The 25,127-nt window shown below is 68.8% G+C and carries 18 protein-coding genes; 10 read left to right on the forward strand and 8 right to left on the reverse strand.

Annotation, left to right across the window (positions count from 1 at the left end; translation table 11 throughout):
- Positions 1-88 precede the first annotated feature (88 nt).
- The 3 genes from dapB to ACHMXA_RS06285 are packed head-to-tail and all read left to right on the forward strand — an operon-like array spanning position 89 to position 2,153.
- Complete coding sequence (gene dapB, locus ACHMXA_RS06275; RefSeq protein ID WP_176665939.1) at positions 89-934, forward strand: 4-hydroxy-tetrahydrodipicolinate reductase; 846 nt, start codon at positions 89-91, stop codon at positions 932-934.
- A 27-nt stretch (positions 935-961) separates the two neighbouring features.
- Positions 962-1,657, forward strand: a complete 696-nt coding sequence (locus ACHMXA_RS06280; protein ID WP_395319380.1) for a MotA/TolQ/ExbB proton channel family protein — start codon at positions 962-964, stop codon at positions 1,655-1,657.
- A 25-nt stretch (positions 1,658-1,682) separates the two neighbouring features.
- A complete protein-coding gene (locus ACHMXA_RS06285; RefSeq protein ID WP_395319382.1) occupies positions 1,683-2,153 on the forward strand; it encodes an ExbD/TolR family protein in 471 nt (156 codons plus the stop codon).
- Between the two features lie 124 nt (positions 2,154-2,277).
- On the opposite strand, the gene ACHMXA_RS06290 is transcribed toward ACHMXA_RS06285, so the two are convergent.
- The 6 genes from ACHMXA_RS06290 to ACHMXA_RS06315 form a co-directional block, all read right to left on the reverse strand.
- Complete coding sequence (locus tag ACHMXA_RS06290; RefSeq protein ID WP_395319384.1) at positions 2,278-4,761, reverse strand: glycogen/starch/alpha-glucan phosphorylase; 2,484 nt, start codon at positions 4,759-4,761, stop codon at positions 2,278-2,280.
- Positions 4,762-4,784: 23 nt separating this feature from the next.
- Positions 4,785-6,257, reverse strand: coding sequence for a glycogen synthase GlgA (glgA, locus tag ACHMXA_RS06295; RefSeq protein ID WP_395319386.1), 1,473 nt, complete (start codon positions 6,255-6,257; stop codon positions 4,785-4,787).
- A gap of 10 nt (positions 6,258-6,267) precedes the next feature.
- Positions 6,268-7,596 (reverse strand): glucose-1-phosphate adenylyltransferase, encoded by a 1,329-nt coding sequence (glgC, locus tag ACHMXA_RS06300; RefSeq protein ID WP_176665946.1) that lies wholly within the window; start codon positions 7,594-7,596, stop codon positions 6,268-6,270.
- A 125-nt stretch (positions 7,597-7,721) separates the two neighbouring features.
- Positions 7,722-9,824, reverse strand: a complete 2,103-nt coding sequence (gene glgX, locus ACHMXA_RS06305) for a glycogen debranching protein GlgX (RefSeq protein WP_395319388.1) — start codon at positions 9,822-9,824, stop codon at positions 7,722-7,724.
- Between the two features lie 787 nt (positions 9,825-10,611).
- A complete protein-coding gene (gene glgB, locus ACHMXA_RS06310; RefSeq protein ID WP_395319390.1) occupies positions 10,612-12,783 on the reverse strand; it encodes a 1,4-alpha-glucan branching protein GlgB in 2,172 nt (723 codons plus the stop codon).
- An 18-nt stretch (positions 12,784-12,801) separates the two neighbouring features.
- On the reverse strand, positions 12,802-14,478 hold the full coding sequence (locus ACHMXA_RS06315; protein ID WP_395319392.1) for an alpha-amylase family glycosyl hydrolase: 1,677 nt from the start codon (positions 14,476-14,478) through the stop codon (positions 12,802-12,804).
- Between the two features lie 149 nt (positions 14,479-14,627).
- On the opposite strand from ACHMXA_RS06315, the gene ACHMXA_RS06320 reads away from it, so the two are divergent.
- From ACHMXA_RS06320 to ACHMXA_RS06330, 3 genes are read left to right on the forward strand one after another with little or no spacing between them, the layout of a single operon-like run.
- Complete coding sequence (locus ACHMXA_RS06320) at positions 14,628-16,097, forward strand: NAD(P)-binding domain-containing protein (protein WP_395319394.1); 1,470 nt, start codon at positions 14,628-14,630, stop codon at positions 16,095-16,097.
- 14 nt (positions 16,098-16,111) lie between these two features.
- Positions 16,112-16,615, forward strand: a complete 504-nt coding sequence (locus ACHMXA_RS06325) for a CMD domain-containing protein (RefSeq protein WP_395319396.1) — start codon at positions 16,112-16,114, stop codon at positions 16,613-16,615.
- On the forward strand, positions 16,612-17,217 hold the full coding sequence (locus tag ACHMXA_RS06330) for a peroxidase-related enzyme (RefSeq protein WP_395319398.1): 606 nt from the start codon (positions 16,612-16,614) through the stop codon (positions 17,215-17,217). The genes ACHMXA_RS06325 and ACHMXA_RS06330 overlap by 4 nt, the downstream gene beginning before the upstream one ends.
- Here the strand turns inward: ACHMXA_RS06330 and ACHMXA_RS06335 are convergent.
- Positions 17,212-18,294 carry an NAD/NADP octopine/nopaline dehydrogenase family protein gene (locus tag ACHMXA_RS06335; RefSeq protein WP_395319400.1) on the reverse strand — a complete coding sequence of 361 codons (1,083 nt, stop codon included), beginning with the start codon at positions 18,292-18,294 and terminating at the stop codon, positions 17,212-17,214. The two genes, ACHMXA_RS06330 and ACHMXA_RS06335, sit on opposite strands and share 6 nt — an antisense overlap.
- Positions 18,287-19,261 carry a Bug family tripartite tricarboxylate transporter substrate binding protein gene (locus tag ACHMXA_RS06340; protein WP_395319402.1) on the reverse strand — a complete coding sequence of 325 codons (975 nt, stop codon included), beginning with the start codon at positions 19,259-19,261 and terminating at the stop codon, positions 18,287-18,289. Before ACHMXA_RS06340 ends, ACHMXA_RS06335 begins: the two co-directional genes overlap by 8 nt.
- 160 nt (positions 19,262-19,421) lie before the next feature.
- On the opposite strand from ACHMXA_RS06340, the gene leuS reads away from it, so the two are divergent.
- The 4 genes from leuS (at position 19,422) to ACHMXA_RS06360 (ending at position 25,079) form a co-directional block, all read left to right on the forward strand.
- Positions 19,422-22,052 carry a leucine--tRNA ligase gene (gene leuS / locus ACHMXA_RS06345; RefSeq protein WP_395319404.1) on the forward strand — a complete coding sequence of 877 codons (2,631 nt, stop codon included), beginning with the start codon at positions 19,422-19,424 and terminating at the stop codon, positions 22,050-22,052.
- Between the two features lie 35 nt (positions 22,053-22,087).
- Positions 22,088-22,609 (forward strand): LPS assembly lipoprotein LptE, encoded by a 522-nt coding sequence (gene lptE / locus ACHMXA_RS06350; protein ID WP_395319406.1) that lies wholly within the window; start codon positions 22,088-22,090, stop codon positions 22,607-22,609.
- 18 nt (positions 22,610-22,627) lie between these two features.
- On the forward strand, positions 22,628-23,701 hold the full coding sequence (holA, locus tag ACHMXA_RS06355; RefSeq protein WP_395319408.1) for a DNA polymerase III subunit delta: 1,074 nt from the start codon (positions 22,628-22,630) through the stop codon (positions 23,699-23,701).
- 85 nt (positions 23,702-23,786) lie between these two features.
- Positions 23,787-25,079: a glutamate-5-semialdehyde dehydrogenase gene (locus ACHMXA_RS06360; protein WP_395319410.1), complete on the forward strand. Its 1,293-nt coding sequence runs from the start codon at positions 23,787-23,789 to the stop codon at positions 25,077-25,079.
- Positions 25,080-25,127 lie beyond the last annotated feature (48 nt).

Raw genomic sequence — 25,127 nt, forward strand, 5'->3', positions numbered from 1 at the left:
TGCGGGCGGCGCCCGCCAGTCGGGCGGCGTCCGTTCCGTGTCCATGCATGCCATTGGCCGTTTCGAAATTCCCGAAGACTGAACCAGCGTGACCGAATCCACCTCCACCCCCTCCGCCAATTCCGCCTCCGCGCCGCGCCGCGTCGCCATCGCCGGGGCTTCGGGCCGCATGGGCCACATGCTGATCGAGGCCGTGCGCAACGCGCCCGACCTGCGCCTGGCCGGCGCCCTCGACATCGCCGGCAGCCCGGCCCTTGGCACCGATGCCGGCGCCTTCCTGGGCTTCGACAGCGGCGTGTCCATCGTGTCCGACCTGCGCGCCGGCCTGAAGGATGCGCAGGTGCTCATCGACTTCACCCGCCCCGAAGGCACGCTCGCGCACCTCGCGGTCTGCCGCGAACTGGGCGTGCAGGCCGTCATCGGCACCACCGGCTTCAGCGACGCGCAGAAGGCCGAGATCGCCGAGATCGCCAAGGACATCGCGATCATGATGGCGCCCAACATGAGCGTGGGCGTCAACGTCACCTTCAAGCTGCTCGAGATGGCGGCCAAGGCCATGGCGACGGGCTACGACATCGAGATCATCGAGGCGCACCACCGCCACAAGGTCGACGCGCCCTCGGGCACCGCGCTCAAGATGGGCGAGGTCATCGCCGACGCGCTGGGCCGCGACCTCAAGGACTGCGCGGTGTACGCCCGCGAAGGCATCACCGGCGAGCGCGACCCGTCCACCATCGGCTTCTCGGCCATCCGCGGCGGCGACATCGTGGGTGACCACACCGTGCTGTTCGCCGGCACCGGCGAGCGCATCGAGATCACCCACAAGTCGTCGAGCCGCGTCACCTACGCGCAGGGCAGCCTGCGCGCGGTGCGCTTCCTGGCCGGGCAGCGCGCGGGCCTGTTCGACATGTACGACGTGCTCGGTCTTCGCTGACCGCGCGGCACCCACCAAGGACCGCCGATGAGCGTGCTCGAACTGCTGGCCCACGGTGACGGCGTCAGCCGTTCGGTGGCCGCGCTGCTGCTCGCGATGTCGATCGCGAGCTGGGTCATCATCCTCTGGAAGGCGTGGCTGCTGCGCGGCGGCACACGCGACGTGCTGCGCAGCATCGCGGCGTTCTGGCAGTCGTCCACGCTGGCCGACGCCGAGCAGAAGCTCAAGGCCTTCGACCGCGCGACGCTGGTGTCGCCCGCCGTCTCGGCCATCCGGGGCGTCGCCGCGGGCGAGCCGGCCGGCACGCTGGGCGCCACGGTCGACCGCAACCAGCGCCTCACGCGCGTGCTGCGCGACGCCCTGCACGGTGCGCTGCGCCGGCTGCAGGCGGGGCAGATCCTGCTGGCCACCGTCGGCGCCACCGCGCCCTTCGTCGGGCTGCTGGGCACGGTCTGGGGCATCTATGGCGCACTCACGGGCATTGCCGGCCAGACCGGCGGCTTCACCATCGACAAGGTGGCGGGCCCGGTGGGCGAGGCGCTCATCATGACGGCCTTCGGCCTGGCCGTGGCCATCCCGGCCGTGCTGGCCTACAACGTCTTCGGCCGCGTCATCGGCCGCATCGAAGCCGAGCTAGAAGGCTTCGCGCACGACCTGCTGGGCAGCTTCGCCGCCCCGCCTGCTCCCGTCGCGCCGCCGCCCGCGCGGCCGATGCCGGTTTGAGCACATAGAACGGCCGGCATTCATCATGGCCTTCGGTCGCACATCACTGGGCAGCGCCACCGGCGGCGGCGGGCGCGCCATGGGTGCGGGCGCGCAGCGGCCGCTGTCCGACATCAACGTCACGCCGCTGGTCGACGTGATGCTGGTGCTGCTGGTGATCTTCATCATCACCGCGCCGCTGATGGCCAGCTCGATCAAGCTCGATCTGCCGCAGACCGACGCCGGCCAGCCCAACGACGCGCCCAAGTTCGTGAGCCTGTCGGTTGACGCCTCGGGCAAGGTCTTCCTCAACGACAAGGCCGTGACCGATGAGGAACTGGCGCAGCAGCTCGAGAAGGCTGCCGCCGACAGCAAGGACACCGAGGTGCAGCTGCGTGCGGACCAGACCGTGCCTTATGGCAAGGTGGTGGCCTTGATGGGCATCGCGAACAAGGCGGGGCTGAGCCGCATCGGGTTCGTGACGGAAGCCGAGCCAGCGCAGCAAAAACCGCGCTGAATTGCCTTGCTCCTTCCCCCTCTGGGGGAAGGTTGGGATAGGGGCGGGCAGAGCGTCCCTGATGAGCGCCGCTTGCCCCCACCCCTGCCCTCCCCCAGCGGGGGAGGGAGAAATGCGGGAGCGCTCAGCCCAGCACCACTGGCTTTGTGTGCCAGATCTCGTGCGCGTACTGCGCGATGGTGCGGTCCGACGAGAACACCCCCATCCCCGCCACGTTGAGGATCGCCTTGCGCGTCCACGCGTCCGAATCGCGGTACAGCGCGTCGACCTCCGCCTGCTTCGCCACGTAGCTCGCGTAGTCGGCCAGCAGCAGGTAGTGGTCGCCCCAGTTCACCAGCGCGTCGTAGATGCCCTGGTAGCGCGACGGTTCGCCCGGGGAGAAGGCGCCGTCGCGGATCGCGTCCAGCACGCGCTTGAGCTCGGCGTTCTCCTCGTAGATCTCGCGCGGCTGGTAGCCGCGTGCGCGGATGTCGGCCACCTCGGGCGTGGTGTTGCCGAAGATGAAGATGTTCTCGGGCTCCACGCTCTCGCGCATTTCCACGTTCGCGCCGTCCAGCGTGCCGATGGTGAGCGCGCCGTTGAGCGCGAACTTCATGTTGCCGGTGCCCGACGCTTCCGTGCCCGCCGTGGAGATCTGCTCCGACAGGTCGGCCGCCGGCATGATGATCTCCGCCAGGCTCACGCTGTAGTTCGGCAGGAACACCACCTTCAGCAGCTTGCCCACGCGCGCGTCGGCGTTGATGGTGGCGGCCACGTCGTTGATGAGCCTGATGACCAGCTTGGCCATCGCATAGGCCGACGCCGCCTTGCCCGCAAACACCACCACGCGCGGCACCATGTCGATGGCCGTGCCCGCGGCCTGCGCGTCGAGGATGCGGTGGTAGCGCGTCACCACGTGCAGCACGTTGAGCAGCTGCCGCTTGTATTCGTGGATGCGCTTGACCTGCACGTCGAACATCGCGTCCGTGTCGATGTCGATCTTCAGGTGCTGCTCCACCCAGTTGGCCAGCCGCAGCTTGTTCTCGCGCTTGGCGTGGCGGAAGGCGCGCACGAAGGCCGGCTGCGAGGCCATGGGCTTGAGCGCCTCCAGCTGCGAGAGGTCGCGCCTCCAGCCCTTGCCGATGCGCTGGTCGAGCAGCGCCGCCAGCGGCGGGTTGGCCTGCGCCAGCCAGCGCCTGGGCGTGACGCCGTTGGTCTTGTTGTTGAAGCGCTCGGGAAAGATCTTCGCGAAGTCCGAGAAGATCGACTGCTTCATCAGCTCCGAATGCAGCCCCGACACGCCGTTGACCGAATGGCTCGCGAGCACCGCCACGTAGGCCATGCGCACGCGCCGTTCGCCGGCCTCGTCGACCAGCGAGAGGCGGCGCATCAGCTCCACGTCGTTGCCCACCTTCTGCGTCACCGTGGCAAGGAACTTCGCGTTGATGTCGTAGATGATCTGCAGGTGCCTCGGCAGGATGCGCCCCAGCATCTCCACCGGCCAGGTCTCCAGCGCCTCGTGCATCAGCGTGTGGTTGGTGTAGCTGAACACCTTCTGCGTGTGCGCCCAGGCCACGTCCCACGCGAGGCCGTGCTCGTCGAGCAGGAGGCGCATGAGCTCGGGCACCGCCAGCACCGGGTGCGTGTCGTTCAGGTGGATGCTGACCTTTTCCGAAAGCTGGTCGAAGGTCTTGTGGTTGCGCAGGTAGCGGCGCAGCAGGTCCTGCACGCTGGCGCTGCAGAAGAAGTACTCCTGGTGCAGCCGCAGCTCGCGGCCCGAGGGCGTGGAGTCGTCGGGGTAGAGCACGCGCGAGACGTTCTCGGAGTGGTTCTTGCTCTCCACCGCCTGCATGTAGTTGCCGCGGTTGAAGGCCGAGAGGTCGATTTCCTCCGTGGCGCGCGCCGACCACAGCCGCAGCGTGTTGGTGGCCTGCGTGCCGTAGCCGGGGATGATGGTGTCGTAGGCCACCGCCAGCACGTCGTGCGTGTCGACCCAGTCGGCCGCGCCGCTCGGCACGTTGGCGCCCTCGCGCTTCTGCACGTGGCCGCCGAAGCGCACGCGGTAGTTCACCTCGGGCCGCTGGAACTCCCACGGGTTGCCGCGCGTGAGCCAGTAGTCGGGCGTTTCCACCTGCTGGCCGTCGACGATGCGCTGGCGGAACATGCCGTACTCGTAGCGGATGCCGTAGCCCATGCCCGGCACGCCCAGCGTGGCCATCGAATCGAGGAAGCAGGCGGCCAGCCGCCCCAGGCCGCCGTTGCCCAGCGCCGCATCGGGCTCGCGCTCGGACAAGGCCGCCATGTCCACGCCGAAGTCGGCCAGCGCCTCGCGCACGGTGTCGTACAGGTCCACCGCCAGCAGCGCATTGGTGAAGGTGCGCCCGATCAGGAACTCCATCGACAGGTAGTAGACGCGCTTGAGGTCCTGCGCGTAGTTGGCGCGCGTGGTCATCATCCAGCGCTCGACCAACTGGTCGCGCACCGCCTGCGAGGTGGCGTTGAGCCAGTCGTCCTGGCTGGCGGCGACCGGGTCCTTGCCGACCGCGTAGATCAGCTTGTTGGCCACGGCGCGCTTGAAGGCCGCGACGTCGCGGTCAGGGTGGTCGTAGGCGAAGTCTTTGATCGTCATGGGAACGCTCCCGGGTTGTTCATCTATTGCTGGATGCTCTGGCGGTAGACATCGATGTACTGCGCCGCCGCCGTGGCCCAGTCGGCCGGACGGCGCATGGCGTTGCCGCGCACGCGGCGCCAGTCGGGCGCGCGCTCGTGGAGGGCGAAGGCGCGGCGTACGGCGCGTTCGTAGTCGGCCACTTCGAAGCGGTCGAACACGAAGCCGGTGGCCTCGCCGCTGGCCAGGTCTTCCAGCGAGCTGTCGACCACCGTGTCGGCCAACCCGCCCACGCGGCGCACCAGTGGCAGGGCGCCGTACTTGAGGCCGTACATCTGCGTGAGGCCGCAGGGCTCGAAGAGCGAGGGCACCAGCGTCACGTCGCCGGCGCCGAACATCTGGTGGGCCAGCGTCTCGTTGTAGCCGATGGTCACGGCCACCGACTGCGGCGAGGCCGCCGCACGCTGGCGGAAGGCTTCCTCCAGCCAGGCCTCGCCGCTGCCCAGCAGCGCGAGCTGGCCGCCCTGGGCGAGCAGCGCGTCGAGCCCGCCGAGCACCAGGTGCAGGCCCTTCTGCTCGGTGAGCCGGCTCACGACGATGAAGAGCGGCGCGTCCGGCCGCTCGGCCAGCCCCAGCTGGTGCTGCAGCACCGACTTGCATCGTGCCTTGCCGGCCATGTGGCGGCCTTCGGGCGTGTGATAGCCCTGGATCAGCGCCGTGTCCGTGGCGGGGTTCCAGACCTTGTCGTCGACCGCGTTGAGGATGCCGCTCAAGACCGCGCTGCGCTGGCGCAGCAGGCCGTCGAGCCCGCAGCCCTGCTCGGGCGTCTGGATCTCCAGCGCGTAGGTCGGGCTCACGGTGGTGAGCCGGTCGGCGAAGTACAGGCCGCCCTTCATGAACGAGACCTGGCCGTGGTATTCGAGGCCGTTCATCTGGAATGCCGAGCCGGGCAGGCCCAGCTCCGGAAAGTGCCACGGCGCGAAGATGCCCTGGTAGGCCAGGTTGTGCACGGTGAAGACGCTGCCCACGCGCGGACCGCCGGCCTGCCGCGCGAAGTGCAGGTAGGCCGGCGCGAGCGCGGCGTGCCAGTCGTGCGCATGCACCACCTCGGGCTGCCACTGCGGATCGAGCCCCTGCGCCAGCTGCGCCGCCGCCCAGCCGAGCAGCGCGAAGCGGCGGTGGTTGTCGCCGTAGGGCTGGCGCGAGATGTCCTCGTAGGGGTTGCCGGGCCGGCCGTAGAGCGCCGGCGCATCGATCACGTAGGCCGGGATGCCCGGCGTGCCGTCGATGTCGATGTGCCCGAGCCGCAAGCCGAAGCCTTCGCCCCAGGGCGCCTCGAAGGCGGCCACCGGCGCGAGCTCGCGAACGCCGGCCACGATGGCCGGAAAGCCCGGCAGCAGCACGCGCGCGTCCTGCCCTTCGGCAATGAGCGCCAGGGGCAGGGCGCCGGCGATGTCCGCCAGTCCGCCGGTCTTGAGGAGGGGAAAGAGTTCTGCGCTGACCTGGAGGATTCGCATCGTGGGGGGATCAGGCTGCAGCCAACCGTTTGAGCATCTCGCGGGTGACCAGCACCACGCCGTTCTCGGTGCGCTCGAAGCGCGCGGCGTCCGCCTCGGCGTCTTCGCCGATGACCATGTCCTCGGGGATGACGCAGGCGCGGTCGATCACCACGCGGTTCAGCCGCGCGCCGCGGCCGACTTCCACGTCGGGCAGCAGCACGGCCTCGTTGATCTCGCAGAAGGAATGCACGCGCACGCCCGAGAACAGCACCGAGCTGCTCACCTTGGAGCCCGAGACGATGCAGCCGCCCGAGACGATGGTGTTGACCGTCATGCCGTGCTGGCCGTTGCGGTCGAGCACGAACTTGGCCGGCGGCAGCTGCCGCTGGTAGGTCCAGATGGGCCAGTCCGTGTCATAGATGTCGAGTTCCGGGGTGATGGAGGCCAGGTCGAGGTTGGCTGCCCAGAATGCATCAATCGTGCCCACGTCGCGCCAGTAGGTCTTGGCCTCGGGTCCGCGCGAGGCCCGCGTGACGCAGGACATGCCGAACGGGTGGGCCAGCGCGCGGCCCTGGGCCACGGCGCGGGGAATGATGTCCTTGCCGAAGTCGTGGCTCGAATTCGGGTTGGCGTTGTCTTCTTCCAGCAGCTGGTAGAGGTACTCGGAGTCGAACACGTAGATGCCCATGCTCGCCAGTGCGATGTCGGGCTTGCCGGGCATGGCGGGCGGGTCGGCGGGCTTCTCGAGGAAGTCGGTGATCTGGCGGCCGTCGTCCACGGCCATCACGCCGAAGGCCGTGGCCTCCATGCGCGGCACCTCGATGCAGCCGACCGTGCAGCCCAGGCCGTGCTCGGCGTGGTCCTTCACCATCAGCGAGTAGTCCATCTTGTAGATGTGGTCGCCGGCCAGCACCACCACGTAGTCGTGTTTGGTGGATCGGGTCTGGATGATGTCCAGGTTCTGGAACACCGCGTCGGCTGTGCCGCGGTACCAGTGCTCGTCGCCCACGCGCTGCTGCGCGGGCAGCACGTCGACCATCTCGTTGAGCTCCGCGCGCAGGAAGCTCCAGCCGCGCTGCAGGTGGCGCATGAGCGAGTGCGACTTGTACTGCGTGACCACCGCCATGCGCCGGATGCCCGAATTCAGGCAGTTGGACAGCGCGAAATCGATGATGCGGAACTTGCCGCCGAAGTACACCGCCGGCTTGGCGCGCCGGTCGGTCAGCTGCTTGAGGCGGGAGCCGCGCCCGCCGGCCAGCACCAGCGCGATGGTGCGGCGCACCAGTTGATGGGCCTGCAGCTCCTGCTGTTGTGGTGGCTGCGGTAGTTGCTGCGCTTGCGGTGTGGGGTTGTCCATCCTGAAGTCTCCGTTCGTTGGTATGTTGGCTGGCCGGAATGCGCCGTCGGATACGCCGTCAGATTTACGCCTTACGCCGTCAGAGTTTCTGCATCGAGACTAGCACCGCGCCGTGCGGCTGGCTTCTACGATCTTGCAATCCCGATGCTCGAGAAAGGCACCTGCAGCGCATCGGCCAGCGCCTGGCCCTCCGCGTTGTCCGGATCGCTTTCGGGATCGCTGGACAGGCAAAGGCGCCACGCGCCCGCCGGCAGCGTGAACGACACGGCTTCGGGGCCCGCGTTCACCATCACCAGCCATGAGCTTCCATCGCCGCCTTTTTCTTCTTCTGCATGGCCGAAGTGGATTGCAAGGGCCGTGCCCGTGCTCCAGTCGGCGGGCGACATCGGCTCGCCGTCGGGGCGCAGCCAGCGGATGCCGGTGGACGAGGCTCCGGGCGGCGGCTCGGCCGGCCACCAGCGCGTGCTGCGCAGGGCGGGGGCCTCGCGGCGCAGCGCGGCGAGGCGCGCGATGAAGGCGCTCATGCGCGCCGCGTCGCCGCCGGGCGCGGAGGTGCCGATCCACGCGAGCCAGGTTGTCTCGTTGTCCTGGCAGTAGGCGTTGTTGTTGCCCTGCTGGCTGTGGCCGAGCTCGTCGCCGGCCAGCAGCATCGGCGTGCCCTGCGACAGCATCAGCGTGGCGAGCAGCGCGCGCCGCAGGCGGGTGCGCAGCGCCAGCACCGCAGGGGCGTCGCTCGGGCCCTCGACGCCGCAGTTGTTGCCCAGGTTGTGGGCGTGGCCGTCGCGGTTGCCCTCGCCGTTGGCGAGGTTGTGGCGCTCGTCGTAGCTCACCAGGTCGCGCAGCGTGAAGCCGTCGTGCGCGGTGATGAAGTTGACGCTCGCCGTCGGCGCGCGGCCATGGTGCGCGAACTCGGTGCTGGAGGCCGTGAAGCGATGCGCGAAGTCGCCCAGGCCGGCGCGGTCATCGGCATGCGCCTGCCGCAGCCAGAAGCCGCGCTGCGTGTCGCGGTAGCGGTCGTTCCATTCGAGCCAGCCCGGCGGGAACCCGCCGAGGCGGTAGCCGCCGGGGCCGATGTCCCAGGGCTCGGCGATCAGCAGCGTGCGCGACAGCACCGGGTCCTGCGCGATGGCGGCGAAGAAGGGCGCGCGCGGATCGAAGCCGCGCTGCGCGTCGGCGCGCCCGAGGACAGGGGCGAGATCGAAGCGGAAGCCGTCGACGCCCATCTCGCAGGCCCAGAAGCGCAGGCTGTCCATCACCAGCTGCAGCACGCGCGGCTCGCCGAGGTTCAGGCAGTTGCCGGTGCCGGCCCAGTTCTCGTAGAGCGAGCGGTCGTCTTCGCGCAGGTGGTAGTAGAGCGCGTTGTCGATGCCGCGCATCGACAACGTCGGGCCGAGCTCGTCGCTCTCGGCGCTGTGGTTGTAGACCACGTCGATCACCAGCTCCATGCCGCGCGCGTGGATCGCGTCGGCCATCGCGCGGAACTCGCTTGCGGGCGTGGTGCCGGGGCGGCCGCTCCAGTAGCGCGCCTCGGGTGCGAACCAGCCGATGGTGTTGTAGCCCCAGTAGTTGCTCAGGCCCATGCGCAGCAGGCGGGGCTCGTCGGCACGGTGCTGCACGGGCATGAGGCTCAGGGTGGTGACGCCCAGGCGCTGGAGGTGGTCGAGCAAGGCGGGCTCGGCGAGGCCGGCGTAGGTGCCGCGCAGCGGTGCGGGGACCGCGGGGTTGAGCTTGGTCTGGCCCTTGACGTGGAGTTCGTAGAGGACGCGGTCGCCTGGTGCGATGCGGGCGTGGCCTGCGGTTGCTGCTGGGGCTGGAGGGGTTGCTACCCGGGCCTTGAGGGCGACTGCTGCGTTGTCTCGGGGGTCTCTTTTTTCCGGGTTCGCGGGGTCGTGGCCGAGGAAGAGGTCGCTGCCGTCGTAGGTGCCTGTGATTTCGCGGGCGTAGGGGTCGAGGAGGAGCTTCGATGGGTTGAAGCGGTGGCCTGTTTTCGGATTCCAAGGGCCGTGGACTCGGTAGGCGTAGATGAGGCCTGGCTTGCCGCTGGGGAGGTGGGCGTGCCAGATGCCGTCTGTTTGTTCTTTCAGGCTCAGGCGTTGTTGTTCGTTTTTGCCTGTGGCGTCGAAGATGCAGAGGTCTACGGCTTCTGCCGTCGGAGCTGCGATAGCGAAGTTGACGCCTTGTTGTGACGCGGTTGCGCCTAAGGGGTAGGGCTTGCCTGGGCTCAGCATGCTGTTGGCTCCTCAGGGCTGTTGCTTCCCGAGGCCGGGACTCGCCCCGGCAGGCGACCTACTTTTCTTTGCTTCGCCAAAGAAAAGTAGGCAAAAGAAAGGCGACCCCACTGTCTGCGACCCCTGCGCTTCGCTCCGGGGCAACCTGCGGTGCTCGCGTTTCGCGGGGTCTCGCAGAACTCGCTTCGCTCAAACAGCTGCGAGCCCTTATCCGCGAAACGCTGCGCTCCTCGGCGCAGCCAGAGGGGAGGGGAGACGTACGGGCCTTTGCTTCGCTCGGCCGCGGGTGCCCAGCAGGCGCCTCGCGCCTGCTGGGCTTGGAATAGGGCGGCGGGGGTGTTGGACTTGTGGGCGCGGTTGGCGCTGTCAAGACCAGTTCTGACCCTGCATCCAGGGCCGAGCGAAGCGAAGGCCAGTCCAGGCTGTTCCCAAAGCCGAGCGAAGCGACGGCGCGGGGCGCTCCCTTCTGGCTGCGCCGAGGAGCGCAGACGTAGGAGGGATAAGGGCCGCAGCTGTTTGAGCGCAACGAAGTGGAGCGAGTTCTGCGGACCCCCTCCTACGTCGAGCACCGCAGGTTGCCCGTAGCGAAGCGAAGGGACGCAGACAGTAGGGTCGCCTTTCTTTTGCCTACGTTTCTTTGGCGAAGCAAAGAAAAGTAGGTCGGCCGCCGGGCCGAGACCCGGCCTCGGGAAGCAACCACCCAACAGCGTCTCACTCAGGCAAAGCCAGCGCAATGAGTCGCCCGCCGGCCCGAGCCCCGCCCCCGGAAAGCAACTCAACCCAAAAATCAAACCAGCACCCACATCAAGGTACCCAACGGAGGCAGATCGATCAAAACCGAATCCGCCTTCCCATGCCACGCAACAGGAGAGCTTTCAACAACCCCGTTCCCCACACCACTACCCCCATAAACCGCCCCATCCGTATTGATGACCTCCCGGTAGGACCCGGCAGAAGGCACCCCCAACCGATACCCCATCCGAGGCACAGGCGTGAAGTTGCAAACCACGACAACGAATGCCCCGTCACGAGCCCGCCGCACAAAAGCAAACACCGACTGATCCGAGTCGTCATGCACAACCCACTCGAACCCCCGCCCCTCATGGTCGAGCTCATGCAACGCCGGAAAGTGCCGATAAACGTTGTTCAGGTCCCGCACCAGCCGTCGAACCCCCTGGTGCGACGCATGCTCCAGCAGATGCCAATCCAGGCTGCGATCCGCATTCCACTCCGCGTACTGCGCAAACTCTCCACCCATGAACAGCAGCTTCTTCCCCGGATAGGCCCAGAGGTACCCATACAGGTTGCGCAACCCCGCGAACTTCTGCCATTCGTCGCCCGGCATGCGCCCGATCATCGAGCCCTTGCCGTGCACCACTTCGTCGTGCGACAGCGGCAGCACGAAGCTCTCGCTGTGCGCGTACATCAGGCCAAAAGTGATCTGCCGGTGGTGATGCTTGCGGTAGACCGGATCGGTGCCGGCATATGCCAGCGTGTCGTTCATCCAGCCCATGTTCCACTTGTAGTGGAAGCCCAGGCCGCCGTCTTCGGGCGGGCGGGTCACGCCGGGAAAGCTGGTCGATTCCTCGGCGATGGTCACCGCGCCGGGCCGCTCGACACCTACCACGCGGTTCATGCGGCGCAGGAATTCGATGGCTTCCAGATTCTCGCGGCCGCCGAGTGCGTTGGGAATCCACTCGCCCGACTTGCGGCTGTAGTCGCGATAGAGCATGGAAGCCACGGCATCGACGCGCAGGCCGTCGACGCCGTAGCGCTCCAGCCAGTACAGCGCATTGCCGACGAGGTAGTTGCGGACCTCCGTGCGCGCGTAGTTGAAGATCAGCGTCTGCCAGTCGTTGTGGAAGCCTTCCCGCGGATCGGCGTACTCGTACAGCGCGGTGCCGTCGAATCGGCCCAGGCCGTGGGCGTCGGTGGGGAAGTGCGCGGGCACCCAGTCGAGGATCACGCCCAGCCCGGCCGCGTGCGCCGCCTCGACGAAATGTCGGAAGTCGCCTGGCGTCCCGAAGCGCGAGGTCGGTGCGTAGAGGCCGATGGGCTGGTAGCCCCACGAGCCGTCGAAGGGGTGCTCGCTCACGGGCAGCAGCTCGATGTGCGTGAAGCCCATGTCGCGCGCGTACGGCACGAGGGTGTCGGCCAGCTCCCGGTAGTCCAGCCACTCGTGTCCGTTCTTCCGGCGCCAGGAGCCCAGGTGCACCTCGTAGATGCTGATGGGCGCGTCGCGTCCGTTGGCGGCGGCACGGCCCTCGGGCATCTTCACCGGCGCGGGCAGGGGCTGCACGACGCAGGCGGTGTCGGGGCGCAACTGCGCCGAGAAGGCGAAGGGGTCGGCCTTGCGCAGCACCTCGCCTTGCGCCGACAGGACCTCGAACTCGTAGCTGTCGCCCACGGACACGTGCGGCGCGAAGATCTCCCACACGCCGCACTCGCGGCGCAGCCGCATCATGTGGCGCCGGCCGTCCCAGTTGTTGAAGCTGCCGACCACCGACACGCGCCTCGCGTTCGGCGCCCAGACCGCGAAGGCCACGCCCTTCACGCCGTCGATCTCGCGCAGGTGCGCGCCCAGCCGCTCCCACGGACGCAGGTGCGTGCCCTCGGCCAGCAGCCACACGTCGGTCTCGCCGAGCACGAACGGAAAGCGGTAGGGGTCTTCGAGCCGCGAGGTGTGGGTGTCCCAGTCGACCTGGAAGGAATAGCCCATGCGCGCCTCGGCGGCCGGCACGAGGCCGCTGAAGAGGTCGGATTCGGGATGGCGCGTGAGTATCGACAGCGGCCAGCCGGTGCGCGAATGCACCACCGCCACGTGCTGCGCGCCGGGCAGCAGTGCGCGCACGACCAGGCCCTCGGGCGTCTCGTGCGGGCCGAGCACGGCGAACGGGTCGCCATGCTCGGCGCGCATCAGCGCGTGGATTTCGGACTCTGGCAGCGGTTTGAGGGGCATGGTGGTCGGGGCTCGGCTTCAACCTTCCCCGGCAGGCGCGCCGAAGAAGACGCCATAGGGCGCCAGTTGCAGCATGCGCTTTCCGTCTGAGGTGTGCATGACGGAGGTCGCCGCCAGCGGCTGTCCGACAAGAGGCGCAAGGCCGTCCGGCAGCGGCATCGACACGGGCTCGCTGCCGAAGTTGAAGATCGCCTGCAGCGACGAAGTGCCGTCGCCGTGCCTCTCGAAGTGCAGCAGCTGCGGCGCCGGCGTGTCGAAGAAACGGATGCCGCCGGTGCGCAGCAGCGGCTGGGTGCGTCGCCAGTGCAGCAGGGTGCGGCTGAAGGCGAGCATCGAGTCGGGGTCGGTGGCCTGGCGCTCGATGGCCAGCGGCAGGTGCGGGCCGTACACCGGCAGCCAGGGCGTGCCGGTGGTGAAGCCGCCGTGGGGGGCTTCAGGCGTCCACGGCATGGGCGTGCGGCAGCCGTCGCGGCCCTTGAACTCGGGCCAGAAGGCGCGGCCGTACGGGTCCTGCAGCAGTTCGAAGGGCACCTCGGCTTCGGGCAGGCCCAGTTCCTCGCCCTGGTAGATGCTGGCGCTGCCGCGCAGCGAGAGCAGCAGCGCGAGCCAGAGCCGGTCGCGGCGCGTGTCGGGCGCGCCGCCACCGCTCCAGCGCGTGGCGACGCGCGGCACGTCGTGGTTCGACACCGCCCAGCAGCCCCAGCCGCTCGTGTGCGCGAGCGCGCTGTCGAGCGCCTCGACCTGGTGGCGCAGGTGCGCGGGGCTGTGGTCGGCCGTCAGCAGGCTGAAGCTGTAGGCCAGGTGCAGGCGCTTGCCGAGCTCGGTGTACTGGGCCATGACTGGCGGCGCGTTCTCGTCGCCGACTTCGCCCAGCGCCACCGCGCCGTACTCGTCGAGCAGCCGGCGCAGCCCTTCGAGGAATGCCAGGTTCTCGTGCTGGCTCTTGTCGTACAGGTGCTGCTGCATCGCGTACGGGTTGTCTGCGCGCACCGTGCTGACCTCGTCGATGGAAGCCAGCGTGGCCGGCGGGTTGTCGCGCAGCAGCGCGTCGTGGAACTGGTGGTTGCAGGCGTCGAAGCGGAAGCCGTCCACCCCGCGCTCGCACCAGAAGCGCACCTCGCCCAGCAGCGCCTCCTGCACTTCGGGGCAGTGGAAGTTCAGGTCGGGCTGCTCGGCCAGGAAGCTGTGCAGGTAGTACTGGCGCCGGCGCGAGTCCCACTGCCAGGCCGGCCCGCCGAAGACCGACAGCCAGTTGTTCGGCGGCGTGCCGTCGGGCCGGGGGTCGGCCCACACGTACCAGTCGGCCTTTGGGTTGTCGCGCGAAGACCGGCTTTCGGCGAACCAGGCGTGCTGGTCGGAGGTGTGCGAGAGCACCTGGTCGATGATGAGCTTCAGGCCCAGCTCGTGCATCCGCGCCAGCATGGCGTCGAAGTCGGCCAGCGTGCCGAAAAGCGGATCGACCGCGCGGTAGTCGGACACGTCGTAGCCGAAGTCCTTCATCGGCGAGCGGAAGAAGGGCGAGACCCAGATGGCATCGACACCGAGGCTGGCCACGTGCTCCAGCCGGGACGTGATGCCCGGCAGGTCGCCGATGCCGTCGCCGTTGCTGTCCATGAAGCTGCGCGGGTAGATCTGGTAGATCACCGCGCCGCGCCACCATTCGCTGTTGCTGCCGTCGGTTTTGCTGCTGGCCATGCCGGTCCCTGTGGTCTGAAATCATTGTGGCATGCGAAATCCGGGCCAGTGGGGCCGGTGGAACCGGTGACGCGGCCATGCGGGGCGGCGCAGCAGGGCGTGGGGCTTCGCGAAGCTTTCTACACTGGACGCCGTTTCCGGTTTTCAAAATGACGATTCCAGATCCCGTTCCCCCATCTTCATCCCTGGCCGCGCTCGAGGCCCGGCTCGCCCAGGACCTCGCCTACCTCGGCTGGCCCGCCCGCAGCTGGATGCCGCCGCGGCAGGCCGCTGGCGGCGAAACCATGATCGACGTGGCCATCGTCGGCGGTGGGCAGGCCGGGCTGGCCGCTTCGGTGGCGCTGGCGCAGCTGGGCATCCGCGCCGTGATCTTCGACCGCTCGCCCGCCGGCAGCGAAGGCCCCTGGGCCACCACGGCCCGCATGGAGACGCTGCGCTCGCCCAAGGAACTCACCGGTCCCGCGCTGGGCCTGCCCGCGCTCACCTTCCGCGCCTGGTTCGAGGCCCAGTTCGGGCTGGAGGCGTGGACCGCGATGGACAAGATCCCGCGCCTGCAGTGGATGGACTACCTCGTCTGGTACCGCCGTGTGATGAACGTGGACGTGCGCAACGGCATGGCGGTGACAGCCATCCACCCCCTGCCCGACGCGACCGGCGTGCGCCTCGAACTGCGCTCCAGCGAGGGCGAACGCAGCAGCGTGCTGGCGCGCCGCCTGGTACTGGCCACCGGGCGCGACGGCCTCGGCGGCCCGGCGGTGCCGGCCTTCGTGAACGCACTGCCGCGCTCGAAATGGGCCCATTCCTCCGACGAGATGGACTACGGCAAGCTCAAGGGCCTGCGCGTGGGCGTGATCGGCGCGGGCTCCTCGGCCATGGACAGCGCCGCCACCGCGCTGGAGGCCGGCGCCCACAGCGTCGAGCTGCTGATCCGCCGCCCCGACCTGCCGCGCGTCAACAAGGGCAAGGGCGCGGGCGTGCCCGGCCTCACGCAGGGGCACTACGACCTGCCCGACGAGCTCAAGTGGCGCATCCGCCACTACATCAACGTGCTGAACGTGCCGCCGCCGCACGGCAGCACGCTGCGGGTGTCGCGCCATCCCAATGCCTTCTTCAACTTCGGCTGCCCGGTGCTGTCGGTCGAATCGAAGGGCGAGGGGATGGTGGTGAGCACGCCCAGGGGCGATTTCGAATTCGACTTCCTGATCGTCTCCACCGGCTTCAAGGTCGACTGGCCGAACCGCCCCGAGTTCGCCGCCATCGCGCCCCACGTGCGCACCTGGAAGGACCGCTTCACGCCCGCCCCCGGCGACGAAGACCAGGAACTGACCGACTCCCCCGACCTCGGCCCCGCCTTCGAATTCAAGGAGCGCTCGCCCGGCGAATGCCCGGGGCTCGCGCGCATCCACTGCTTCTGCTATCCGGCGGCGCTCTCGCACGGCACGGTTTCGGGCGACATCCCGGCCATCAGCGACGGCGCCAGGCGGCTGGCCGGCGGTATCGCCAGCCTGTTCTACCGCGAGGACTTCGACCAGCACTGGGCCTACCTCCAGGAGTTCGCGGAGCCAGAGCTTTTCGGGGACGAATGGACGCCCGCGCTGCCGCCCAAAGAAAGAAATTGAGAAGAAACCGAACCATGACAAGCACTACCGATGTGATCGATGCCGTCGTCCCCCTGGCGCCGGACCAGCCCACCTGGGCGCTGCGCCGCCAGCGCGAGAAGGTGCTCGCCGCGACGCAGGGCAGCTACGACGCGATGTTTTCCCCCTCCGTCGAAGGCATTTCGGTGACCGAACGGCTGTTCGTGGCGCTGCATGCCTGCCGCGTCTCGAAGGCCGACAGCCTGGCCGAGCACTATCGCGACCGGCTCGTGGCCGAAGGCGCCGATGCGACCGTGGTCGCGGCGGTCGATGCCGGCAAGCCCGTGGCCGACGCGCGCCTGCAGGCCATGCTGGCCTTCACCGGCAAGCTGATCGAGCGCCCCATCGAGGGCGACAAGGCCGCCGTGCAGTCGCTGGCCGAAAGCGGCCTGTCCACGCCGGCCGTCGTGGCGATGAGCCAGCTGATCGCTTTTCTGTCGTACCAGATCCGCGTCGCCGCGGGGCTGAAGGCGTTGGCGGCGCTGGAGGTGACGGTATGAGCGCGCCGATCCGCATCAAGGGCTTCACCAACGAAGTGCTCAAGTGGAAGCCGTGGCTCGACACGGTGGACGTCGACACCGCCACGCCCGAGCAGCTCGCGGCACTGGACGAGATGAGCCCGCAGGCGCGCACCTCGCCGTATTTCCTGGTGCTGGCGCACCAGCCCGAGATATTGCTGCAGCGCTCCATCGCCTTCAACGCGATCATGTTCGCGCCGGGCGGCATGCCGCGCGCCGAGCGCGAGCTGGGCGCCACGGTGGAGTCGCGCGTCAACGGCTGCGTGTACTGTGCCTCGGTGCACGCCCAGCGCTTCGAGCAGCTGGCCAAGCGCAACGACGTGATCTCGCAGGTGTTCGAGCAGCCCGAGGGCGCCGGCACCACGGAACGCGAGAAGGCCATCGTCGAGTTCTCGATCCGCCTTGGCGCCGAGCCCGACAAGGTCTCGGCCGACGACGTGCGCAAGCTCAAGGACGTGGGGCTGGGCGAGCTGGAGATCCTCGACCTGATCCACTCGGTGGCCATCTTCGCCTGGGCCAACCGGCTGATGCTCAACCTCGGGGAGCCCGTGTTCCCCGAGACCGACGCCTCCGAGGCCTCATAGGCGCCCGAGCAGGCCGGCGACGGTCTCGTCCGCCAGGCCCAGCGGCCCGACGAGGTCGTTCTCGCGGCGGTAGTCGATGCCGTTGACCAGCGAGGCCGCGTCCACGATGGTCCGCGTTGCGGGCGTGGGCACGCCGGCGATGGCCCCCAGCGCCTCGACGAAGGCCAGGCCGTAGGGCATGTCCTCGCTCAGGTAGCGCGTGTCCGTCTGCGTGGGGCCGGGCGGACCGCCGCGCTTGGCGTGCAGCTCGGCGGCGATGTCGGCGAGCTTTTCGGAGGTGGTGCCGAAGGAGCGCGCGAAGTGCGCCTCGATGGGGCCGAGTTCGATGCCGAAGGCAGCCGCCACGGCGCGGCGCTCGGCATCGAGCGCCTCGATCGCGCGCGACACGCCGGGCGTCATGCAGTGGTACTGCGGCCAGTTCTCGGCGCGCTCGATGCGCGTCCAGTTGAAGACCGCGAGCGGTCCGTGCGACTGCGGGTTGACGTTTGCCAGGGCGCTGGCGAGCGCGCTGCCCTGCGCCGAGAAACCTTCGCCGAAGAGATCGGTGCACAGCGCGACAGCTTCGTCGATCCGGGCGCCGGGCAGCGCGGAGACGCCGACCGCCTTGCGCCGCGTCATCACGCGGACCTGCGTGGCGGAGTCGCGGCGCGCCGTCAGCACGGTGGTGCCGAAGCTGGCGACGGTGAGCTGCACTCCGGCGCGCACCGTAGCTTCATGCAGGTAGAGCGACGACAGCGAGGCCATCGAGCTGACGATCACTGTCTGGCCATCGCGCAGGAAAGGCAGCAGCGCGTCCATCACGCGCCTGTGGCCGTTGACGGGCAGGGCGATCAGCAGCACCTCGGAGGCGGCGCAGAGCGCGGCTGCGTCGTCGGCGACCTCGACGCTCACCGAAAACGACTCGATGCCGCCGGCCTCCAGCGGCTGCGTGCGCAGTGCATCCGCGCCCCGGCCGCCCGGCGACCAGATCGTGACGCCATGGCCCGCCCGCCGCAGCCATGCCGCGCTGGCCAGCGCGATCGCTCCGGCGCCCGCGATGCCGACGCTGTACTTCTTGCCTGCAGCGGCCTCAGTCAACCTTGATTCCGCCCTGTTTGATCACCTTGGCCCAACGCTGGCTGTCCTCGGTCACGACCTTGCCGAGCGCTGCAGGCCCGCCGCAGGTGTTGACCGCGCCCAGTTGGGCGAAGCGCTGCTTCGTCTCCGGCAGGTTGCACACCTCGACCAGCGCCGCCGACAGCTTCTCGATGCTCGCCGCCGGCATGCGCGCCGGGGCCATCACGCCGACCCAGACCGGCACTTCCATACCCGGCAGGCCCGTCGCCTCGCCGATGGTCGGGGCGGAGCCCATGCTGGGCAGCGCGGCGCGCGAGAAGGTACCCAGCACGCGGGCCTTGCCGCTGGCGACCATGGGCTCGATCGAGGCCACGCTGGTCACGATGGTCGCCACCTGGCCGCCCAGCAGGTCGGTGAGGGCCGGCGCGGCGCCGCGGTAGGGCACATGCAGCAGGTTCACGCCGCTGGCCTGCGCCAGCAGCGCACCGGTCAGGTGCGAGACGGTGCCGTTGCCGGTCGAGGCGTAGGTCACTTGGCCGGGCTTGGCCTTGGCGTCGCGCAGCACGTCGGCCACCGTCTTGTAGGGGCTTTCGGTGCGCACCGAGAGCGTCATGGGGGTGTCGGCCACCAGGGCGACCGGCACCAGCTCGTGGACCGGGTCGTAGGGCAGCTTGGCCTGGAGGTGGGGCGCGATGGTTACCGCACCGCCCGTGGCCAGCAGCACCGTGGCCCCGTCGGTCGCCTTGGCCACCGCATCGGCGGCCACGATGCCGCCAGCGCCGGCCTTGTTGTCGATGATGACCGGCTGGCCGAGCTTGTCGGTGAGCTTGGCGCCCAGGTAGCGGGCGATGACGTCCTGTGCGCCGCCGGTGGCGAAGGGCACGACGATGCGCAGGGGCTTGTCGTTCTGCTGGGCCCAGGCGGAGGTGGCGGCAAGGCCGGCGGCGGCCGCGAGGGCCAGGGCGAGGTGTTTGAGGCGCAGTTTCATGGTGCTCGAGGGGGCGCGGAAAGCCTGCCGGGCGGCAGGCGTTACCCGCGCAACACGCAGGTTACGTGCCCCGAGTCTAGAGTCTGCGGGCCGGGGCTTCGCCCGGGCGCGATAATCCCGCGTTCCCGGCCGCTCCGAGCCGGGCTCTTGCCGAACCGCCATGAATCCCAGCTACAAACCCAGCGACGTCGAGTCCGCTGCCCAGGCGCAATGGAGCGCCGCCGATGCCTACCGCGTCACCGAGGACGCGAGCCGCAAGAAGTACTACGCCTGCTCGATGCTGCCGTACCCCAGCGGCAAGCTGCACATGGGCCACGTGCGCAACTACACGATCAACGACATGCTCACGCGCTACCTGCGCATGAGCGGCTACAACGTGCTGATGCCCATGGGCTGGGACGCCTTCGGCCTGCCGGCCGAGAACGCGGCGCTGAAGAACGGCGTGCCGCCGGCCAAGTGGACCTACGAGAACATCGCCTACATGAAGGGCCAGCTCCAGGCCATGGGCCTTGCCATCGACTGGAGCCGCGAGATCGCCACCTGCGACCCCAGCTACTACAAGTGGAACCAGTGGCTGTTCCTGAAGATGCTCGAAAAGGGCATTGCCTACCGCAAGACCCAGGTCGTCAACTGGGACCCGGTCGACCAGACCGTGCTGGCCAACGAGCAGGTGATCGACGGCAAGGGCTGGCGCACCGGCGCGACGGTCGAGCGCCGCGAGATCCCCGGCTACTACCTGAAGATCAGCGACTACGCCGAGGAACTGCTCGAGCACACCCAGCACAAGCTGCCGGGCTGGCCCGAGCGCGTCAAGCTGATGCAGGAGAACTGGATCGGCAAGAGCGAGGGCGTGCGCTTCGCCTTCACGCACGACATCAAGGGCGCCGACGGCAAGCTGATCCAGGACGGCCGCATGTACGTGTTCACCACGCGTGCCGACACCATCATGGGCGTGACCTTCTGCGCCGTGGCGCCCGAGCATCCGCTGGCCGCGCACGCCGCCACGCTCGACCCCAAGGTTGCGGCCTTCATCGAGGAGTGCAAGAGCGGCGGCACCACCGAGGCCGAGCTGGCCACGCAGGAAAAGAAGGGCGTGCCCACCGGCCTGACGGTGACGCACCCCATCACCGAGGAGCAGGTGCCGGTGTGGGTCGGCAACTATGTGCTGATCAGCTACGGCGACGGCGCCGTGATGGGCGTGCCCGCGCACGACGAGCGCGACTTCGCCTTCGCCAACAAGTACGGAATCGAGATCATCCAGGTGGTGCTGGTCGACGACGAGCCGCACTTCGACTATCACAAGTGGCAGGACTGGTACGCCGACAAGCAGCGCGGCGTGACCATCAACTCCGACAACTTCAGCGGCATGAGCTACAAGGAGGCGGTGGCCGCCGTGGCGCACGCGCTGGGCCAGAAGGGCCTGGGCGAGTTGCAGACCACCTGGCGCCTGCGCGACTGGGGCGTGAGCCGCCAGCGCTACTGGGGCACGCCGATCCCGATCATCCATTGCGAAGAGCACGGCGCGGTGCCCGTCCCCGAGAAGGACCTGCCGGTGGTGCTGCCCACCGACTGCGTGCCCGACGGCTCGGGCAACCCGCTGCACAAGCACGAAGGCTTCCATGCCGGCGTGGTCTGCCCCGTGTGCGGCAAGCCCGCGCGTCGCGAGACCGACACGATGGACACCTTCGTCGACTCGTCGTGGTACTTCATGCGCTACTGCGACCCGAAGAACGACGAAGCCATGGTGGCCGGCGGCGCCGACTACTGGATGCCGATGGACCAGTACATCGGCGGCATCGAGCACGCCATTCTTCACTTGCTGTACGCGCGCTTCTGGACCAAGGTGATGCGCGACCTGGGCCTGGTGAAGGCCGACGAGCCCTTCAGCAAACTGCTGACGCAGGGCATGGTGCTCAACCACATCTTCTATTCGCGCAACGAGAAGGGCGGCAAGGACTACTTCCCGCCCTCCGAAGTCACGCCCGTGCTCGACGCCCAGGGCCGCATCGTCGGCGGCACTACCGCCGACGGCACGAAGGTCGAATACGGCGGCGTCGGCAAGATGGGCAAGAGCGAGCGCAACGGCGTCGACCCGCAGGACCTGATCGAGAAGTACGGCGCCGACACCGCGCGCCTGTACACCATGTTCACCGCGCCGCCCGAGGCCACGCTCGAGTGGAACGACGCGGCCGTCGAAGGCAGCTACCGCTTCCTGCGCCGCGTGTGGAACTTCGGTGCGGCGCTGGCGGAGATGCCCGTTTCGCTGAGCGGCCCGCCGGTGTATGGCAAGAGCGCGCAGGCGCTGCGCCGTGAAGTGCATACGGTGCTGCGTCAGGTCGACTACGACTACCAGCGCATGCAATACAACACGGTGGTGTCGGGTGCGATGAAGCTGCTCAACGCACTGGAAGGCTTCAAGTCCGAGGGGACGCCGGGCGACCTGGCCGCACTGCGCGAGGGCTTCGGCATCCTGCTGCGCTGCCTGTACCCGGCCACGCCGCACATCGCGCAGCAGCTTTGGAACGAGCTCGGCTACGACAAGGACCTGGGCGGCCTGCTCGACGCGCCCTGGCCCACGGTCGACGTGGGCGCGCTGGTGCAGGACGAGATCGAGCTCATGCTGCAGGTCAACGGCAAGCTGCGCGGCAAGCTCAGCGTGCCGGCAGGCGCCTCGAAGGACGAGATCGAGAAGCTCGCGCTGGCCTGCGACGACTTCGTCGCGTTCGCCGAGGGCGCGCCGGCCAAGCGGGTGATCGTGGTTCCGGGCCGTCTGGTCAACGTGGTCATCTGAAACGCCGGACGAACGGCTCAATCAACCAAGCAAGCATGAACACTCGCAATGTCTCGCTGCCGCGCCGCGGCTTCCTTCTCGGCCTGACGGCGGCCGGTGCCTCGCTGGGCCTGGCCGGCTGCGGCTTCAAGCTGCGCGAGGCGCCCGTCTTTGCGTTCAAGTCGCTGTCGGTGTCGGGCAACTCGGCCATGATCAACCAGATCCGGCGCGAGCTGAGGGCGACCGGATCGGTGACGGTGCTGCCGCCGGAGGATGCGTCCAAGGCGGACGTCATCCTGGAAATCCTGGGCGAGGACCGCAACCGCATCGTGATCTCGACCAATTCGGCCGGCCTGGTGCGCGAGCTGCAGCTTCAGCTGAAGGTGCGCTTCCGGCTGCGCACACCGGCCGGCAAGGACTTGCTGACGGCCGGCGACGTTTCGCAGACGCGCGACCTGAGCTTCAACGAGACCAACGCGCTGGCCAAGGAAGGCGAGGCAGACCTGCTGTTCCGCGACATGCAGTCGGACATTGCGCAGCAGCTGATGCGCCGGCTGGCGGCGGTCAAGGAAATCTGAGGCGGCTCCTTCTCGTCCATGCAACTTGCCAGCGCACAGCTCGCGGCCCATCTGCAGAAGGGCCTGAAGCCGCTCTACACGATCCACGGCGACGAGCCGCTGCTCGCGCAGGAGGCGGCCGACGCCATCCGCGCGGCAGCGCGCGCGCAGGGCTACACCGAGCGCAGTTCGTACACCGTGGCCGGCGCGCACTTCGACTGGAGCGCGGTGCTTGCGGCCGGCGGCTCGCTTTCACTGTTCGCCGACAAGCAGATGGTCGAAATCCGCATTCCTTCGGGCAAGCCCGGCAAGGACGGCAGCGCGGCCCTGCAGCAACTGGCCGAGTCCGCGGCCGGCAACGACAGCACGCTCACGCTGGTGATGCTGCCCAGGCTGGACAAGGCCACGCGCACCGGCGCCTGGTTCTCGGCGCTGGAGAACAACGGCGCGAGCATCCAGGTCGATCCCATCGAGCGCAACGCGCTGCCGCAGTGGATCGCGCAGCGCCTGGGCCAGCAGGGCCAGCGCGTGATGCCCGGCGACGAAGGCCAGCGCACGCTGCAGTTCTTTGCCGACCGCGTGGAGGGCAACCTGCTGGCCGCGCACCAGGAGATCCAGAAGCTCGCGCTGCTGCATCCGGCGGGCGAACTGAGCTGGGAGCAGGTGGAAGGCGCGGTCAACAACGTGGCGCGCTACGACGTGTTCAAGCTCTCCGAAGCCGTGCTGGCCGGCAATCCGCAGCGCGTGGCGCGCATGCTCGACGGGCTGCAGGCCGAGGGCGAGGCCGAAGTGCTGGTGCATTACACGATCGCCGAGGACATCCGCGCCCTCAAGCGCGTGAAGGACGCCATGGCCTCGGGCCGCCCGCTGCCGATGGCGCTGCGCGAGAACCGCATCTGGGGGCCGCGCGAGCGCGCCTTCGAGCGCGTGCTGCCGCGCCTGGACGACCGCATGCTGGCGCGCCTGCTGCGCGCCGCGCACGTGGTGGACGGCATCGTGAAGGGACTGAAGCAGCCCGACTGGCCCGCCAGCGGCTGGCAGGCCCTGCAGCGGCTCGCGCTGATGCTGTGCCGCGCCTGCGGCGGTGCGGCCGGCGCCGCGCGGCGCGCCTGACCGGGCGGCCGGGGCGATCACGACGGCTCCAGCCACCAAAAGACCTGCGCCAGCCGGTCCGGGGATGGCGTGGGAAAATACGCGGATGAACGCGTTCAACGTAAACGAACACATGCAGGCGCTCGGCCTGCAGGCCAAGACCGCCGCATTCCTCATGGCGCGTGCCGATGCGGCCAGCAAGAACAAGGCGCTGAAGGCGCTGGCCCGCCGCCTGCGCGAGGCCGGCCCGGTGCTCTCCGTCGCCAACCAGAAGGACCTGGAGCGCGCCACGGCCGCCGGCCTCTCGGCGCCGATGGTCGACCGTCTCAAGCTCACGCCCAAGGTCATCGAGACCGTCGCCCAGGGCTGCGAGCAGCTCGCCGGCATGGCCGACGTGATCGGCGAGATCATCGGCATGAAGCAGCAGCCCAGCGGCATCCGCGTGGGCCAGATGCGCGTGCCGATCGGCGTGTTCGGCATGATCTACGAGAGCCGGCCCAACGTGACCATCGAGGCCGCGAGCCTGGCGATCAAGAGCGGCAACGCCGCCATCCTGCGCGGCGGCTCGGAGGCCATCGAGTCGAACAAGGCGCTGGCGCTGCTGGTGTCCGAGGCGCTGGCCGAGGCCGGCTTGCCGATCGAGGCGGTGCAACTGGTGCAGACCACCGACCGCGAGGCCGTCGGCCAGCTGATCGCCATGCCCGAATTCGTCGACGTGATCATTCCGCGCGGCGGCAAGGGCCTGATCGAGCGCATCAGCCGCGACGCCAAGGTGCCAGTCATCAAGCACCTGGACGGCAACTGCCACGTCTACGTGGACGACTCCGCCGAGTTCGACATGGCGCTGCGCATCGTCGACAACGCCAAGACCCAGAAATACAGCCCCTGCAATGCCGCCGAAGGCCTGCTGGTGTCGGCCGCGGTGGCTGAGGACTTCCTGCCCGAGATCGCCGCCATCTTCGCGGCCAAGGGTGTGGAAATGCGCTGCGATCCGGCGGCGGCGGCCATCCTGCGTGCCGATGCGGCGCTCGACCCGAAGGCCAAGGTGGTCGACGCGGTCGAGTCGGACTGGTCGGAGGAATACCTTGCCGCGGTCATCAGCATCAAGGTGGTGGCCGGCGTGGACGAGGCCATCGCCCACATCAACCGCTACTCGAGCCACCACACTGACGCCATCGTCACGCGCGACCACGTGCACGCGCAGCGCTTCCTGCGCGAGGTCGATTCGGCCAGTGTGATGGTCAATGCGAGCACACGCTTCGCGGACGGCTTCGAGTTCGGGCTGGGTGCCGAAATCGGCATCAGCACCGACAAGTTCCATGCGCGCGGCCCGGTGGGCATCGAAGGACTGACCTCGCTCAAGTACGTGGTGCTGGGGCAGGGCGAAGTCCGGACCTGATGGACCTCTGATGAAAGCGGTCGGTCCGATGCGTCCGCGCGCGGCCTT

Source organism: Variovorax sp. UC74_104, assembly GCF_044055375.1.
Lineage (GTDB): Bacteria > Pseudomonadota > Gammaproteobacteria > Burkholderiales > Burkholderiaceae_C > Variovorax.